The 16,935-nt window shown below is 59.6% G+C and carries 14 protein-coding genes and 1 tRNA gene; 12 read left to right on the forward strand and 3 right to left on the reverse strand.

From position 1 onward, the window contains the following. The first annotated feature begins 208 nt into the window (after window positions 1-208). The 4 genes from MU848_RS03805 (at window position 209) to MU848_RS03820 (ending at window position 7,084) form a co-directional block, all read left to right on the forward strand. Complete coding sequence (locus MU848_RS03805; RefSeq protein WP_247230295.1) at window positions 209-1,696, forward strand: hypothetical protein; 1,488 nt, start codon at window positions 209-211, stop codon at window positions 1,694-1,696. 310 nt (window positions 1,697-2,006) lie between these two features. Further along, window positions 2,007-3,311, forward strand: coding sequence for a hypothetical protein (locus tag MU848_RS03810; RefSeq protein WP_247230297.1), 1,305 nt, complete (start codon window positions 2,007-2,009; stop codon window positions 3,309-3,311). A 234-nt stretch (window positions 3,312-3,545) separates the two neighbouring features. Continuing rightward, window positions 3,546-5,276, forward strand: coding sequence for an ATP-dependent nuclease (locus tag MU848_RS03815; RefSeq protein WP_247230299.1), 1,731 nt, complete (start codon window positions 3,546-3,548; stop codon window positions 5,274-5,276). After that, the gene (locus MU848_RS03820; protein ID WP_247230301.1) at window positions 5,273-7,084 is read left to right on the forward strand and encodes a UvrD-helicase domain-containing protein; all 1,812 of its coding nucleotides are present in this window, start codon (window positions 5,273-5,275) and stop codon (window positions 7,082-7,084) included. The genes MU848_RS03815 and MU848_RS03820 overlap by 4 nt, the downstream gene beginning before the upstream one ends. Before the next feature lie 751 nt (window positions 7,085-7,835). Here the strand turns inward: MU848_RS03820 and MU848_RS03825 are convergent. Next, window positions 7,836-8,042: a hypothetical protein gene (locus MU848_RS03825; protein WP_247230303.1), complete on the reverse strand. Its 207-nt coding sequence runs from the start codon at window positions 8,040-8,042 to the stop codon at window positions 7,836-7,838. On the opposite strand from MU848_RS03825, the gene MU848_RS03830 reads away from it, so the two are divergent. From MU848_RS03830 to MU848_RS03850, 5 genes are all read left to right on the forward strand, one after another. Continuing rightward, entirely contained in the window at window positions 8,043-8,678 is a 636-nt protein-coding gene (locus tag MU848_RS03830; protein ID WP_247230305.1) for a hypothetical protein, read from the forward strand. It begins immediately after the preceding gene. Further along, window positions 8,675-9,346, forward strand: coding sequence for a hypothetical protein (locus MU848_RS03835; RefSeq protein ID WP_247230307.1), 672 nt, complete (start codon window positions 8,675-8,677; stop codon window positions 9,344-9,346). The genes MU848_RS03830 and MU848_RS03835 overlap by 4 nt, the downstream gene beginning before the upstream one ends. 175 nt (window positions 9,347-9,521) lie before the next feature. Continuing rightward, complete coding sequence (locus tag MU848_RS03840) at window positions 9,522-9,968, forward strand: hypothetical protein (protein WP_247230309.1); 447 nt, start codon at window positions 9,522-9,524, stop codon at window positions 9,966-9,968. Window positions 9,969-10,015: 47 nt separating this feature from the next. After that, on the forward strand, window positions 10,016-11,395 hold the full coding sequence (locus MU848_RS03845) for a site-specific DNA-methyltransferase (protein ID WP_247230311.1): 1,380 nt from the start codon (window positions 10,016-10,018) through the stop codon (window positions 11,393-11,395). Continuing rightward, a complete protein-coding gene (locus MU848_RS03850; RefSeq protein WP_247230312.1) occupies window positions 11,388-11,750 on the forward strand; it encodes a DUF5681 domain-containing protein in 363 nt (120 codons plus the stop codon). Before MU848_RS03845 ends, MU848_RS03850 begins: the two co-directional genes overlap by 8 nt. A gap of 684 nt (window positions 11,751-12,434) precedes the next feature. Here MU848_RS03850 and MU848_RS03855 read toward each other — a convergent pair. Beyond that, window positions 12,435-12,525 (reverse strand) — tRNA-Ser (locus MU848_RS03855). Window positions 12,526-12,753: 228 nt separating this feature from the next. Between MU848_RS03855 and ald the strand changes: the two genes are divergently transcribed. Both ald and MU848_RS03865 read left to right on the forward strand, forming a co-directional pair. Then, a complete protein-coding gene (gene ald / locus MU848_RS03860; protein ID WP_247230314.1) occupies window positions 12,754-13,869 on the forward strand; it encodes an alanine dehydrogenase in 1,116 nt (371 codons plus the stop codon). A gap of 205 nt (window positions 13,870-14,074) precedes the next feature. After that, window positions 14,075-14,905, forward strand: coding sequence for a sulfite exporter TauE/SafE family protein (locus MU848_RS03865; protein WP_247230316.1), 831 nt, complete (start codon window positions 14,075-14,077; stop codon window positions 14,903-14,905). A 31-nt stretch (window positions 14,906-14,936) separates the two neighbouring features. Here MU848_RS03865 and MU848_RS03870 read toward each other — a convergent pair whose 3' ends face one another. Beyond that, entirely contained in the window at window positions 14,937-16,175 is a 1,239-nt protein-coding gene (locus MU848_RS03870) for a phospholipase D-like domain-containing protein (RefSeq protein WP_247230318.1), read from the reverse strand. Window positions 16,176-16,262: 87 nt separating this feature from the next. Here MU848_RS03870 and rpoZ point away from each other — a divergent pair, with 87 nt between their 5' ends. Further along, a complete protein-coding gene (gene rpoZ, locus MU848_RS03875; RefSeq protein ID WP_066526813.1) occupies window positions 16,263-16,607 on the forward strand; it encodes a DNA-directed RNA polymerase subunit omega in 345 nt (114 codons plus the stop codon). The last annotated feature ends 328 nt before the right edge of the window (window positions 16,608-16,935 follow it).

A 16,935-nucleotide genomic window follows, 5' to 3' on the forward strand; every position in this document is an offset into this window, starting at 1 on the left:
TCCCTTCCCTGATCTGCCCACTTGAAGGCAGTCCAGCCTCAAACCTGCCGCCTAGCCTCAGTTTAGCGTTGTGTTGATCGAGATGATCTGACCGGCGGCTATTGAGTTGCGGCACCCTACAACCTGTCTGTCGCGTAGCCACCCGCGTCGTCATTCCCCCACCACGAATGGCTATGTCCTGGCGATAACCTGTTGGTCAGGTTCAGGGTTGGAAGCTACCCAGCGGCAGGCGACCCTTCTACGACGCTCAGCACCAAATTTCGCGCGCTCAGGTCCGGTCGGGCTGCTTTCTCATTTTTTGGGGCTGCGACTGGCCGATTGCGGAAAGGCGGCTTTTGGATTTGTACGGCGGATATTGCCAATCAGGCATGCAGGAAAATTCCGACAGAACGCCCTGGCTCATATGTCGAAGCCTCAGGGCAAGCTGGAGCGCTTCACAAGCACGCTTGATTGTGGTCAACAACCGACATCCACAGAAGCGATCAGATTTATGACTGTTAGTACCACCACACAAAAACTGATATGGGGCATATTCGCAGCTCGATGCTCAATGTGCCGCCGTAAAGTTATATGGGAATCAAACTCCAAAAGCCGCTCGCTGACGGGCGAAATTGCTCACATTGTCGGGGCCAAACGCAGTGCAGCGCGCGGTCGTGCTACATGCTTAGGCGATAGGGACGGCCCCGACAACTTGATGCTGTTATGTCGTGAGCATCACAAGATTATTGATGACAACGAAGACGAGTATCCGGTTGAACGCCTACATGGGATTAGGGAAGAATACCTTGCATGGCTTGAGACTCAGCTAACCCCAGCGCAACGCTGGTCGGCGGGAATTATCAGCCAGTATACCTACCTCAATGTCCCGCGTCTTGACGAATTCGCCGCGATGCTAGGCTATCAAATTCGCCATGATCCGGTGCCCGGCAAGACCCATCTTTCTGAACTTAATTACGAAATCAACCACCTCATGGAGCAATATCGCCGCGTTCTGGACACCCTACCCATGGAGTCCGTGCCGGTGGAAAAAATCAGCTTCGCGCACGAGGGGTATATAGGTCAGATCGTCTCTTTCGAGCGCCTGCGCTTCAGAAACCGCAACGTGCCCATGTATCGACCAGAAGGCCAAATGACGGCCTTCAAGGGTGATTTGGATCGTGATCCACACATTTATCATGCATTCTCCGATTGGCGCTTCATCATTAACGTTGACCTCCGGTGGATTACGACCAACACGGCATATGGCCTAGTTCGGTCTAGCGGTGCAGGCGCGGTGTTTTCGGGGTTCGCTCGCATTAACGCAGTTGATTTCGAAACGAACACTATGCTCGCGACTGGCCTCGCAATCGGCGTCCCGCCCAGCTTTTTCGATCCGGTCCGCGAAAGCGCGTCGTCGGCAAGCGAACCGATTGACATGTCCACTTTCGAGGATGATGCGACGAAGGCACGACAAGGCGGATGGATTGGCACTGTCGCGTCATGCGATGGTTGCGGAAAGATATTCGTCGAGGGTGACTACATGGTTGATGGTCCGCTTCATCGTGGCGGACCATGGGGTAACATATGTGAACGCTGTTTCCTGACCGGTGACCGTAAACTTGGCATCGGCCTTGGGCAGTTGTTCAAGAAGACGTCGGCTGGATGGCCCATGGTCGGCGGATATCCAGCAACCCTCACCGATACGAGTGATTATTAGCTGCACCTGGGGGAACAAAACCTTTCAGTCTTGCTGCTTCGCTCGCGTGCAGCAGCGATCGCTTACGCCTCCCTGAACGTGCGTCCGCACCAGGATTGGCGAGCGCGACGTGGACCGGCCACATAGTGGCGCACTGCAGCCGAACCGACTTTCGGTAGGAATGGCCGATAGGCAAATGTCCGGTCCGGAGCCAGGTTGCAGGGATAGCTGACCCTCAGGCGGAGTCGGCTGCCGACCAGCTCTATGGCTTGAGCGGCGTCCCGTGATACGGTGATAATTCGCTTCCGCGGGTATAAACAGGGAGATCATGGTGGGGAAGTTTTCCGAGCGCGAAGTTCATCAGTTCGTTCTTGCGCATGGCTTGGAAGCGCTCGTCAAAGATTGTCCGCAGTTCGATGTCGAGCTTTCTGAGGAACAGGCGAATGAAGCGCTTGACGGCGATGAGGAGGATTTTGCGCTCTGGCGCATCATCAAGGCGCGCGCGCTCGGCAAGCTCGAGCGGATCCACAATTCGGTTCGCTACGGCACGTTCGTCGGCAGCAATGTCAAACTGCCGACCGACCATACGACGCCGATGGAGCTCGATTTGCTTGGCCTCCACGAGGATGGTCATTTCGTCCTCGAGCTAAAAGTTGACCGCGCGGCCGAACGAAATGCGTTTTCTGAGCTGTTTGCCTACAGCAACTATATCGCCGGTATCTTCGCGCTATCGGGGCATAAGGACATCACCAATGTTCTCGTGGCCGGTCTCGACAACAAGATCACCAAACAGGCGTTCCTCTATGACCTGCTGATCGCCGATCGCGATATAGTCGTGTACCTTCCCGCTTTCGCAGATGGCACGCTTGAGAGCCTGCAGCTCGATCTGTTTCTGCCGTCGGACGAGGACTTCCGTCACTTCACCAACGAACTCCTGTCGCATGACGCCATGGCCTGCGTCGTCATCTCGTTCGAGGACATGAATGGCTGGTTCGATAGCGAAGAGAGTGAAGGTGGTAGCCTCAACGACTGGACGAGAATGCATCTCGCAGCACTCAGCGGCTATGCCGCACAATTGATGGAGGCCGAACGACTCCACGGCTTTTGCTTCATTCGCAAACCTTGGAAATCGATTCCCCGATATTATCGTAACAGCCTGTTTGTCTGCGCTCTCAATCCATTTCGCATCGCGCAACCTCAGCCGGCCGAGGCGATACTTTCCCAGTTGAAGGAAGAGGACCGCGGCGCGTTCCGGGAATATGCCGAAATGGCGTTTGATGGCCGCTTGATCCGTTTGGCGCAGCGGGCGGTGGAAGACTGCCTCACCCACCATCATTCCGCAGAGGTCGAAACCGCTTACTGGGGCGCAATCGTCACCGACATGCAGGAGGTCGTCTTCACGCATAATTTTGGCTTCAGGCCGACTGGCATGATGCGCGAAGCCTATGTCGCGCACCTCAATGCGATCTACGCACGCAATGCGTCTGGAGAAGGCTGGACCGAGGACGTGTCACTGCTAAAGAGCAACGAAGTGAACAACTGGATGCGGGCCTGGATGTTCATGGAGTCATGTGGGTTCAAAGACGGCGGTGAACCTACCGAGGACGAGGATGATGACGCGTCCGACGACGTGTGACGCCGCGCGCATCAGCACCGTCGCAATCTAACGCAGCCGGAGCTTTGAGCACCATTCTCCGCCGAGCGCCTTGCGCGTCTTGGCCGAAAGTGACGATTGCTGGCGGGTCTGCCCATGTCACGCGGAGATAGGGCATGGCTTGTACCTCTCGCATGATACCGGGAAAGAATGCGTGAAGCACTGGTGTAGCCTGCGGATGGCCGCTAAAAATCTTGCCACAAAGGGGAGCTATGGATGTATCTGGCAAAATTGCGGATTTCTAATTTTCGGCGGCTCGCCGAAATTACCCTCGAATTCCAGCCGGGGCTCAACATCATCGTCGGGCCAAACAACATCGGAAAGTCTGCTGTCGTTGATGGGCTTCGATCGCTTCTGGCTGGGGCTGACGATCCCTATCCCCGATTTACCCGTGATGACATTCATGTGCCGGAAGGCGCAGAACCCTCCGGCGAAATCACGTTTACCTTCACCTTCCGCGATCTGAGCGGTGACGAGGAGGCAGATTTCCTTCATGCGCTGCTGCCCGATGCCGCTGGCAAGTTCGAAGCTGTGTTGGGTGTAAGCTATGGCGACCAAGACAAGTCCGGGCGGCTACGATCGCGCAAATGGTGTGGGGAGCACCAAGACCTCAGCGTCAGTTCTGGGATGCTGGACAATCTGCGCAGCGTTTACCTGCAACCACTGCGCGACGCGGAGTTCGGACTTCGGCCCAGTCGCAACAGCCAACTAGCCAGGCTCCTTCATCTACTCACAGAGGAAGAGGAGAAGGAGGATATTCGCGAGCATCTCTCCAAGGTGGATAAGGAGCTTAAGGAGCTTAAGCCGATTATGGCGACTCAGACTGCGATTGCCGGCCGCCACAAGCTTATGCTTGGGGATCAACTGCATCAGGCACTCAGCATCGACCTGTCGGGGAATGATTTCGCAAAGCTCGCTGCGCGGCTCTCCGTGCTCGTCAACTCATTCGAGATCGAGCGGAACGGTCTTGGCTACAATAACCTCATCTTCATGGCGGTCGTACTCAGCGAACTTGCGCGGAATGCCGATGCTGCGTTCCGAAGCCTGATAGTCGAAGAGCCGGAGGCTCACCTTCATCCGCAACTGCAGGCGGTCCTGCTCAAATATCTTTCGGGCATCGAGAGCGCCGCCGGCGAGAAGCCGGTGCAGGTCTTTGTGACGAGCCACTCTCCAAACTTCGCAAGCATCGCTGATCTGGGATCAGTGGTGTGCATGGTCGAAACAGAAAAAGGTATCGAGAGCTTCCACCCCCGCGATGTGAAATTTCTCAAGGGCAAGCGGGAGAAGTTGAAACGTTATTTGGATGTGACCCGGGCGGAGTTCTTCTTTGCGCGCCGGATCATATTTGTCGAAGGGGCAGCCGAACTTCTCATGGTCAGCATTCTCGCCAAGCGGCTGGGATATGATCTGCGCGACTATGGCGTCAGTCTAATAAGCGTCGAGGGACTAAACTTCGATTCCTTCCTGCCGCTGTTCGGCTCGAACGCGATCCGGATACCGGTAGCCGTCCTGACGGATGCCGATCCCAAGATTGCTAATGCAGCCGGAAAGCTGGTCGCCCACTACCCCGCAGCTGGCGAGGCGATCACGGTGTCCGACAATACCACGCTCATGCTGAAGAGTGCGGACGCCCATGTGGGCATATTCCATGGTCAGAAGACGCTCGAATATGATCTTGGGCTCATCACGAAAAACCGCGCCGTCATGCTCAACGCCTTGAAGGAGCTTCATCCACAAATCGGGGCTGATCTAGAAACCGAGGTAGCGGTCGAAATCGGTGACGCAGCAAAGGCAAAGCGCCTATTTCAGGGGATGTTCGAACGTGATTCTGGCAATGTACAGAAGGGGCGGTTCGCGCAGGCGCTGGCTGAACTGTGTGCAGATGACGAGACGGACTTCGACGTGCCTGACTACATCCGCCTTGCAGTGGAGCACGTGTGCGCGTGATTGACGGCCTCTCGCCTGAGCAACGCGAGGTCGTCGAACTGCCACTGGCACCGTTAGCGGTTACGGCGTGTGCTGGCAGCGGGAAGACGTTAACGGCCATCCATCGCCTCGCAGCCATGCGGTCAGCATTCGACGACGAGCACGGCCTGATTGCGCTACTTTCCTTCTCCAATGTCGCCGTCGAGACGTTCCGCGCGGGCTATCACGATCTGATGCGCGCCGTGGGTGGGCATCGGAGATCGATGGCTGTCGAAATCGATACCGTTGATGCCTTCATCACATGCAATGTGCTGAGACCGCACGGACACCGAACGATGAATGCATCGCGTACGCCCTTCCTCGTCGAGGGCGGGGAAGCCTTTCTCAGCTCCTTCAAGGTCTACGATGGCTCTATCAGCCATCCGATCCGGGATTTGCGAGCGCGGGTGAACGGGCCTGACTTCCGGTTTGAGGTGGGACGCGGCAGCAAATTCGTGCCGCCTGCCAATGCCAAAGCGTCGATCGAAAAGCTTGGCAAGTCTGGCGCTTACACCCACGACCTCGGTCGTTACTGGGTGCTGCGGACTCTCCGAGAGCAACCCGATATCCTCCGCGCTTTTACGAGGCGCTACCCCCATATCTTGGTTGACGAAGCGCAGGACATTTCCGCCGAGCATCAGGCGATCCTAGAGCTGCTGGCATCTAAGGGGTGTCAGCTCTCACTGATCGGTGACGTAAATCAGGGGATTTATGATTTCAGCGGTGCCGACGGAAAGTTCCTGAACGATTATCACGGCACGGCTGGGGTCACCGCGCGCCGTTTGACGGTGAACTACCGGTCTATTCCTGCAATTGTCAAAGTCGCCAACGCTCTCGCTGGCACGAACGACGTCGCGCATCGCGAGGCACCCGATGGCTTTTCCGGCCCTCATTTCATCACGTTCAAAAAAGGTGAAGAGGACAAGGCAATCGCTGCGTTCGCCAGCTTGTGTGACCGTGCCAAAATTGATCCCAAGGATGCGGCCATCGTCTGCCGATCGGTAGACTGGTCGGAAACCTGGAGCGGCGCGGATAGCGATCAGGGGCAAGGCGTCGTGCGGACCTTCGCGAATGCGGTGCTGCAGCGCGAGCGCCAGCGCCGGATGGGCGATGCCTATAACAGCTGCTGTGTAGCTATTGCAGGCCTGTTGACGGACGACCAGCACGATTGCCTCGTGCACATGAAGCGCCCGTTGGACGAACATTACCGAGGAATACGTCGCCTGATCTGGGATTTCGTCCGGGACAGTGACACAGGGCTGCCCTCTGGGTCATTGAAAGCGCTGAGCGAATGGCATCCGCTCCTGCTGGATCGATGCAAGCAGCTCTTGCAGGCGCTATCTCAGGATTTCGGACTAACATTTTGCCCCACCGTCGGGCAACGCCTCGCAAAGAAGGCGTTGAAGGATAGTCCGCTCGTCATTGCCCCCGATCTCGCTGCAGTCCATGTCCCACGCTTTCGCGTCACCACCGTCCACAAAGTGAAAGGGGAGAGCATTGGAGCGGTCTTGTATGCTGCCGACAAGAAGCATGTCAGGGCGCTATTAGACGGCACGAAGGAGGAGCTGGGACGAATTGGATACGTCGCGGCAACGCGCGCCCGTGATTTACTCGTTCTTGCGGTCCCGGAAGCCGCTACCAAGGAATTGGAGGCTGACTTGCTGAAAGCCGGATTTCAACGCGCCTCTGCTACCGTTTCTGTAAACGCACCTCGCGGGCCGACTAATCCGATTGCGAAGGACGCTATCGACACCTCTGGAATGCTGATCGACTTCCTCGAGACAGATTGAGTAGGCTAAGTGTTTGCTACGGCTGAAAGCTGACCTTCGTTATTGAAGCTGCGAGCGACAGCTTCGCCCCGATTTCGGTCGCTCCTGTAATCCAGTGATCCCTAACAGCGAATGTCGCCTTTCTCCAGTCCTCCTCTCTCAAGCGGACGCTCCGGAAAGTCCCACCACTTTCCGTTAATGGACGCTCAGTTGCATCCAGGAGGAGAGCCTGATCATGCTTCCACCCCAGCGGCATGATCGTTGCCTCTTCCATATTCTGACGCAACCGTATTCGATGCTCTGAGCGCGCTGATCGCGGGCGCCTACATCAGCCGGATACTGATGCAGAAAAGCGCCAACTGGCCGCCCCACGCCGTCGGTGTTGTCCCCGATCGCAGCACGGCGGCGCCAGGCGGGCGCGCATCTCCTCCTTTTTGCACATTCCACTTGCCTGTGCGCGCAGGTCGAGCAATGTGGCGCTGCTTCCCGTGAAAGCCGGGAAGCGGGGCGTGGAAACCCCTTTCAGAGAACTCGGTCACGGATTTTCCGGGGCCGGGTGGCATGCGCGCATGTCCAGCCGGCAACGGTAAAGGCGCATGCGCCTGCTCTCTGAACAGGTTTCCAACATCCGGCTTCTGGCCGTCGCCCCGAGAGGACATAGGAGCGACGAGCGAGGCCAGGGCTTCAGCGCCGCTCCCGATGATGAGGAGCAAGACCGCTGACGCCCGCCACAAATTCCAACGCTGCCACAAATGCGCAGCTCTCTCGCCGTTCAACGCTGATCGAGACCGCGCTGGAATATCATCTCTGCGCGGCGGTCACTTCCGAACTGCTGTTGCGGGGGTGGAAGTTCGAGCTGCTCCGAAGCGACCGCGACCTTAATGGCTACGACATCGTAATCGACGCAAATGGCGTCCAGCGCCACATTCAGCTCAAATCGCAGGTCATGGGCGGCAGGTCCCGCGAGATTGGCGCCCATGTGGAGCTGGCGATAAAACCTTCCGGCTGCATCATCTGGATGACCTATGATCCGCTGACCCTGCGACCGGTGTCCTGGCGTTTCTTCGGCAGTGATCCGGGGGAGAGAATAAAGCCGCTCGGCGCCCGGATCGGAAAACACAGCCGCGGCGACAGGGGCTTTCGTCCCGATCAGCGGATTATCAAGGCCCGCGATTTCGAGAAGGTGGGCAGCGTTGAAGAGCTGGTCGACCGGCTCTTTGGCCGGGAGGACCATGAGATCGCCAGCCTTCTGACCCATATGGCGCAACGGCCAGAGCCGGACGGCGAGCCCTGGCTGCACATGGTGCGTGAGGGGCGCATCGGCGCCATTCCACAAAATAGCGACTGGGAAAGCTCGGGCGAGCTTGCGCACCTGATTGACGGCTACGCGCTGCTCGAACAGGCGCGCGGCTGCGATCCAGCCATCTTTGCAGACGAAGTTCTGTCCGTTGCCATCCAGACCGGCAGCTGGCCCGGAGGCCCGCGCGACCTCTGGATAGCCCTGTTCCTCGAGCACCGCCGCTGGCGGCTTGCCAGTCCGCATGAACCTGACGCCGCGCAACGCGCGCTGCTCGATACCCTTGTCCGCCAGCTCCGGGAGGCCCTTGCGTCATGAAGATCCGTATCAGTGCCCTTGCTCTTGTCGCCCTCACCATGGCTTGCCCGGCCGTAGCGAAGGGCAGAGCGCCCCAGGCCTGGCAGGCGACCCACACCACCGACCCGGTGACCGGCGCCACCCGCTGCGTCGTCACTGCACTCGATTATTTCGGCAAGTCCCGCTATTCGCGGACCGGCTTTCTCTATCCGGTGATCGAAGAGCATCCCGACCATGGGCTGCTCGTCGGCGTCAGCAGTGGCGGCCGCTTCCGTCTGCCGACCGGAACGATCCTGTGGCGGGTGGACGACAGGCCATTTCGTGAGCTGAGGCCTGAAGATGGTCCGGTCACCGTCGACACGGCGGTAACCGCGCCAGCAGGAACCCCGCAGGATCCTGTCGCGGCAAAGGCGATGGCTGACGCCATGGCGCTCACCAACAGAATGATCATGAGCGCTACTGCCACGAGCACCTTCGCCCAGGGTGACCGGGCGAAGGAGATGCTCGCTGAACTGCTGGCCGGACAAGGTCTGCTGTTTCGTGCGAAGGCTGCTGCACCCGAGACGGGTCTCCCGGGCACGGGCATGTACCGCGTAGGCCAGTTTACCAATGAGGGTCTGCGACCCGTCCCACTGGACGAATCACTCCGGACGTCGCTCAAGGAATGTGCTATACCGACGGGCGATTAACGGGTTTGACGCGGTGGTGGCATTGCTAAAGCTATCGCTTCAGAAGAAAAAATGTTTGTATTTTCAGCGTCTTGATGATGGTAATATGAACTGGTAAGTACCTGATAACAAAATCAGGTTGACGAAGAGGTTGCGCTCGGAGATATACGCTTCACAGCAACCTGGAGCAGTGACCGTGACCAGCGACGAAATGGATGATCTCACCCGAGACCTGGACAGCAAGGCGGCGAAAGTGCGCGCGCTGTACTCGGCAGGGGTGAGCACCGGTGACATAGGTCGCTACATCGGGATCCGCTATCAGCATGTCTACAACGTCCTGCTGCGCGCCGGCCTGATCGAGAAGGCAGCGCCTTCGGGTGCGGAATCCCCAACGTCGGGCGCCGATGCTGAAGTCATCGTTGCTCAGGTGGGACCGGGCGGTGGCATCGAGCTGCCGGACGAAGTGATGCAGCGCTACGGCCTTGCCGCAGGCGAGACGGTCTACTGCAGGGCATTGCCAGAAGGCCTGATGATCCTCAGCCGGGAAGCGGCCCTGCGGCAGGTGACCGAGCTTGCCCGCGAGAAGATGCCCGAGCAGGCTGCCCTTATCGAAGCACTGCTGAACATGAAAAGCCGCAAATGACTGCGTCAGACCTGATGCAGGGATAACCCTTACCCAGGAACATACCCATGAATGACAATGCTGATATCCGGGGGGACGGACTGATCCGTTCCCTCAAGGTGGAACTGCGTCCGCTCGCCGCGATCCGGCCCGCGAAACGCAACGCCCGTACACACAGTGAAAAGCAGATCGAGCAGATCGCTTCATCGATTCGCCAGTTCGGCTTCACCAACCCGATCATCGTCAATGACGAGGGCATGATCGTCGCTGGCCATGGGCGCCATGCTGCCGCGAAGCTGCTGGGCTTGGTGGACGTGCCCGTCATTCCGATCCACGACCTCGATCCTGCCGAGCTGCGGACCTACGCTCTTGCGGACAACCGGATCGCCCAGAATGCCGGCTGGGATGCAGAGGTGCTGCGAATCGAGTTTGAGGAACTCAATGCCCTCGAGCTCAGCTTCGATCTGGAGATCACCGGCTTCTCCACGACCGAAATGGACCAGTTGCTGGTGATCACGCCGGAAGAGGAGAAGCTGGAGAAGCTGCCTGAGGTGGATAAGAAGCAGACCTGCGGAGTGGAGCGGGGGGATGTGTGGATCCTCGGCAATCACCGCCTGCTTTGCGGCGACAGCCGCAGCCCGGAGAGTTTTGCAACGCTGATGGGTGACGCCCGGGCGCGTCTCGTTTTCTCCGATCCCCCGTTCAACGTGAAGATCAACGGCCATGTAGGGGGTCTTGGAAAGACCAAGCATGCCGAGTTCGCGATGGCCACAGGGGAAATGAGTAAGCCTGAGTTCACCGGCTTTCTCGAAACGGCATTCCGGAATGCTGCGGATGTCAGCATGGACGGCGCCATCCATTACCAGTGCATGGACTGGCGGCACGTCGAAGAGATGATGAAGGCGGGGTCAGCGGTCTATTCCGAACTCAAGAACATCTGCATCTGGTCGAAGGACAATGCCGGAATGGGCAGCTTCTACCGCTCGCAGCATGAGCTGGTGTTCGTCTGGAAGGTGGGATCGGCCCCTCATCTCAATACGGTCGAGCTTGGCAAGAACGGCCGCTATCGCACCAACATCTGGAACTATCGCGGGCCCACGAAGTCCGGCCCAGATGCCGAGCTTGCGATGCACCCGACGGTCAAGCCCGTGCCCATGATCATGGATGCCATCAGGGACACGTCAAAGCCGGGCGAGATCGTGCTCGATCCGTTCGGCGGGTCCGGCTCCACTCTCATTGCCGCAGAGAAGACCAAGCGTCATGGAAGGCTCATCGAATATGAGCCCGGCTATTGCGAGGTGACCATCCGCCGTTGGCAGACGCTGACGAGGAAGCCTGCTGTCCTTGAGGCTACCGGCGAGAGCTTCACCGAGGTCTCTGCCCGTCGCATCGCTACGATGGAAGATGCGGCGGACGCCGCCCTTGCTGTGAGTGCAGCTGATGACTGAGCGGGCGCATGGCGGGCGGTTCGCCAAGGGCAGCTCGGGCAATCGGCGTGGCCGGCCCAAGACCGTGATCAGACGGATAGAAACACCAGAGGATCTGGAGGAGGAGGTTTTGGACGTCATGAACATGACCACGACTATCCGTACATCCGCCGGCGAAGAGGTGGTGACACTGTTGCGGGCGGCAGTGCTTCGTCTGGCAACAGGTAAGGCCGAGAACAGGCTCGCGGCGGTTTATACAATCAGCCTCACGCGCCAGGCAGTCTGGGCGAGGTCAGAGCGTCTGAAGCGGCAGCGTCAATATCTGGCGGAGCAGGGTCAGGACAACTCTTACTTCGATGAGCACGGTCGGCAATGAAGGTGCCGCAGGTCGGCAAATCGAATCCTGGCGGACAGAAGGATGTCCGTAGCGCCATTCTCGAACTCGCCAGCACGCCGGTGAGGATGGTTTGTCCGGACGGGAAGCGCAGAACGGTCAGTCTCTTCAGAGCGCGACTTATTGAGCTAGCGTCTCCCCAATGCCGACGGAGGCTAATGTGCCAGGATTTCATTGACCTGGTGATGATGGCGGTAGGAATGTCCCCTGAAGAGTCCAACTGCATCAATATCGACTGAAAGCCCCGGATCTGCGGGGTTTCTTACGTGGGATAACGCAGAATTTCAGTCGTCGGTGGAACAGGTGATATCTGCCTGTTCCACCGACCATTTTCGTTGATTTGGACACAAATCTGCACCTGTTATGACCTGTTAATGTCAAAGCGTTCTTTCTGCCGTGTAGCTGAAATTGTCACATGATTTCATCAATATACGCAGGAAGTCCGGGGAAAATCACTCTCGCGGAGGCGCGGTATTTTTTTCAGCTAGCAGCGATATACGGTGCATGCATTCGGTAGTGCCCGGGATAGCAGCAGAGAAAGTAGGGCCGATTTCCGTATCTTCGGTTCGCATCTGCCTCTCTGCAGTACCGAACTAGACTGAACGCGCGCGAATTTGCGCCGCTCTCCGGCAAATTCCCTAACGTTTGCAATAAGTTGAGACTAGGTGGCGGAGCGGGAGGGATTCGAACCCTCGATACGCTTTTGACGTATACTCACTTTCCAGGCGAGCGCCTTCGACCACTCGGCCACCGCTCCGCATGCACTGGAAGGCGGCTCCCTATCGCGGCGCGCGGCGGGTGGCAAGGGGTGGTGGGACTTTCCTTTGCAATATCGTCCGCCCTGCCAAGACGCCCCGCGATGGTTGCCTTCCAACGGGCTTTCGCGGATAGATTGTCAGGGTCGGCAGCGCATTTTCGGAACAATCGCCGCATGTCGGGCGATGCCATGTCCTCGGCGTGATTGCTTGGGGCGGAAAGGCTGAACATGATCGTAGGCACGGTAAAGGAAATCAAGAATCACGAATATCGCGTCGGCCTGACGCCAGAGAGCGTGCATGAACTGGCAGCCCATGGTCATCGCGTGCTGGTGGAAAGCGGTGCGGGGGAGGGGATCGGCGCGCATGATGCGCTGTACGCCGGCGCAGGCGGCGAGATCGTGTCAAGCGCAGCCGAGGTGTTCGAAGCCGCCGAAATGATCGTGAAAGTGAAGGAGCCGCAGCCTGAGGAACGCGCCATGCTGCGCCCCGGCCAGATACTCTATACCTATCTCCACCTCGCGCCCGACCCGGACCAGACGCGCGACCTCATGGCGTCGGGCGCGGTCTGCATCGCCTATGAAACCGTCACCGACGCAAGCGGCGGCCTGCCGTTGCTCAAGCCCATGAGCCAGGTTGCCGGACGCATGTCCATTCAGGCAGGCGCGACAGCGCTGGAAAAGGCGAATGGCGGACGGGGCGTGCTGCTGGGCGGCGTCCCAGGCGTGCTTCCGGCCAAGGTCTGCGTCATCGGCGGCGGGGTCGTCGGCTTCAATGCAGCACAGATGGCGGCGGGCCTTGGCGCGGACGTCACCATCCTGGACCGCAGCCCCGAAGTGCTCGAACGGCTGGGCATCTACTTCGAAGCGCGAGCGAAGACGCGCTTTTCCAACCGGGCCAATCTCGCCGAATGCGTGGCGGAGGCTGACCTTGTCATCGGCGCCGTGCTGATCCCCGGAGCCGCCGCGCCCAAGCTGGTCAGCGCCGACATGCTCAAGAGCATGAAGAAGGGCTCCGTACTGGTGGACGTTGCGATCGATCAGGGCGGCTGTTTCGAAACCAGCCACCCCACCACGCATGCGGAGCCCACCTATGTGGTCGATGGCGTCGTCCATTATTGCGTCGCAAACATGCCGGGCGCCGTCGCGCGCACCAGCACCTATGCGCTCAATAACGTCACCCTGCCGCACGCCCTGCGGATCGCCGATCTTGGGTGGAAGAAGGCGCTGCAGTCCGATCCGCATCTTCTGGCGGGGCTCAATGTCTGGGACGGCAAGGTGACCTATCAGGCCGTCGCCCAGGCGCTGGGCCTGCCCTTCAGCCCAGCGGAAGAAGCGCTGGGCTGACGTCGGCTCGCATCCTGTAATCTTGTCCGGACCCCCTGCGGGTTCCCCGGTCTCGTTCGTCTTGTTTGTCGGGGGCAGTTGGTTGCCTGCCCCCAGACAAACACATCCGTCGAAGAGAGGCCCAGGTTCACGTCATGGTCCATCCTATCCGCTTTGCCGCCTTGCTGCCGCGTGCGCTTCATTCCAGCAGCAGGGAGGCGCTGTGATGCATGGCGATCTCATGACCTGGCTCGTGCCCTTGATCGCCATGCTGGGAGCGGGGCTGTTCGCCGGTTTCGCAGCGGGCATTTTCGGCATCGGCGGGGGCTTCGTGGTCGTGCCAGCGCTATTCGTTGTGCTGCCGTTGCTGGGTGGCACGCATGAGGCGATCGCCCATGTTGCCATCGGCACATCGGCCGCGACAATCATCGTGACCTCGATCCGCTCTCTCCTGGCCCATGCCAAGCGCGGCGCGGTGGAATTTGAAGTGCTTCGCGCCTGGGCGCCGTGGATCATCCTGGGCGATGGGGTAGGAGTGTTGCTCGCGGGCCATGTGGACGGCCGGGTGCTGACGATGATCTTCGCGTCGGGCGTGTTCCTCATGTCGCTCAATTTCCTGCTGCCCAAGGTCGGGGGCAAGGTGATCAGCGAGGACATGCCGTCCGGCATCGCGCGTGTCGGGATAGCGGGCGGGCTTGGCACTTTTTCGGCTTTGCTCGGCATTGGCGGTGGTACGATCGCGATCATGGTAATGACCTTGTGCGGCCGATCGATTCACCGGGCGATCGCCACGGCGTCGGGCGTCGGCACGCTGATCGCCATTCCCAGCGCCATCGGTTTCGCCCTGATCGGCCTTAAGGAAACAGGCCTGCCCTGGGGATCGCTGGGCTTCGTCAACATGCCCGCGACGCTGGCGATCGCTTCGATGTCGATCCTCACCGCGCCACTGGGCGTGGCGGCCGCGCACAGCCTGCCCGCGCATCTATTGAAGCGCGTCTTCGGCGTCTATCTGGTCATCATCGCCTTGATCATGTTCCGCAATGCCATCCACATGTGATCGGGACTGGGGCGGACGGATGGCTCGCCGGTCAGTCCGCATCGGGATTGCGGAAGTTCAGCCGCCGGGTCACGGTGTAATCCAGCACCCCGACCAGGAAATAGCTGATCCATTGCTTCACCAGTGTCAGCAGGCCGCGCTGGGCCTTGTATCGCTCCAGCGTGATCTGCCGACTTTCCTCGGCCCGGCGGCTGATGAACGCCCTTGCTTCATCAGCCAGCGCCTTGTCCTCTATCCGCAGCATGATCTCCAGGTTCAGGAACAGGCTGCGCATGTCGAAATTGGCTGAACCGATGAAGACGGCGTCATCGATGACGATCAGCTTCATGTGCAGCTTGCACTTCTGATATTCCCATATCTCAACGCCGCGTCGCAGCAGCGGTCCGTACAGCAGCCGCGCCGCCGCCACCGTCGCCCCATTGTCGGACCGGGACGGCAGGATCAGCCGCGCGCCCTCTTGCCGCGCCGCGCGCGCGATGCGCTTCAGCATGCCCCGTCCGGGCGAGAAGTAGGCGGCCACCATGTCCACCCGCCGGGCATGTTCCAGGTCATGCTTCACCACCTGCGCCCAGGGGCTCAGCCGCCGCGTCGGCCCGCCGATCAGCCATCGCATCGGCTCATCGGCGCCATGGTGAAGCGGCGGGTGCCAATGGCGCACCATTCGCCGCAATGTCCGGAAACGCTGATGCCTGGTCGATACCCAACGCCACAATTGCCCATACCAGTTGGTCATCGCCGCGACCTGAGGTCCGTCGATCAGAAGGCCCAGGTCCACCCAGGCATCATCCTCCGGCAATCCGAAATAGGCATCCTCCACGTTGAAGCCACCCAGCAGCAGCCGCCGGTCGTCCGCGATGGTCATCTTCTGATGGTTGCGGATCAGATAGCGGGTCGAACGGCGCGCCCCGAATCGGCCAAACCGACCTCCTGCGCTGATCAGGGGGTCAAAGAAGGCGGCGGGCGTGTCGGCCGATCCGAACGCGTCGATCATCAGCGTCACCGCGACGCCCCGTCCTCGAGCAGCGATCAGCCGGTCCAGCACCATCCGCCCGCTCTGGTCGTCGGCGAAGATATAATAATAGAGCTTCAGGCTTTCCCGCGCGCCATCGATCAGGGTGATCAGGGCCTCGCGCAAGGCGGGCCCATTCTCTATCACGCCCAGCCGATGGCCCCGGATCGAAAGGTTGATTCCGGCTTCGCCGCTCTTTTCTGGGGGCTGCCGGTTCGTCGCCATATCCCGTTCATGCCCCCAATTGCCGTGACGCGCCATGGATTTATGGGCTTTTCATTGACTCCTCCCCCGCCCGCTGATAGGCGCGGACCTCATAATTTCCATCCTTTTGCCAGGAGCGCCCGTTTGGCCCGCGTTACCGTCGAAGATTGCGTCGACAAGGTTACCAACCGTTTTGACCTTGTCCTGCTTGCGGCGCAGCGCGCCCGTGAAATTTCCGGTGGCGCCGAACTGACGCTTGACCGCGACCGCGATAAAAACCCGGTCGTCGCCCTGCGCGAGATCGCTGAAGAAACCGTTCTCCCGGCGGATCTGCATGACTCGCTCGTCGGTTCGCTGCAGAAGGTGCAGATCGACGACGACGACACACCGGACGAAATCGGATCGATCGCTCAGTCGGCAGAGGCCCTGCGCCTCACGGCCGCAGCCCCGCCGCGCAACCAGAATGTCGGCGGCGACTACGACGGCTGATCCGTCCATCGGTTTGGAGAGGGAATGAGGCTCGGCCTGCGCAAGCAGGACCGGGCCTCGATCCGTTTTGGGGGGCGTCGTGCCAGCGAAAGCTGGCATCTCATGCCATATGCGTGGCCCAACCTCACGAGATCCCAGCTTCCGCTGGGATGACGAGAATTGTTTATCCCCTTTTCCCTTCAGGGGTCGGCCAGAGGCATGTGACTCTGGCGGAGGTGCCAAGCGAAGCAAAGGCGAGAATGCCATCCCCTCTCTCCTTCAGGGGAGAGGGTGCCGAGCGAAGCGACGGCGGGAGAGGGGACCGTAAACAGGCAACCCTTGCTCCCCT

Origin of the sequence: Sphingobium agri, from assembly GCF_023051225.1 — a bacterium.
Classification (GTDB): domain Bacteria; phylum Pseudomonadota; class Alphaproteobacteria; order Sphingomonadales; family Sphingomonadaceae; genus Sphingobium; species Sphingobium agri.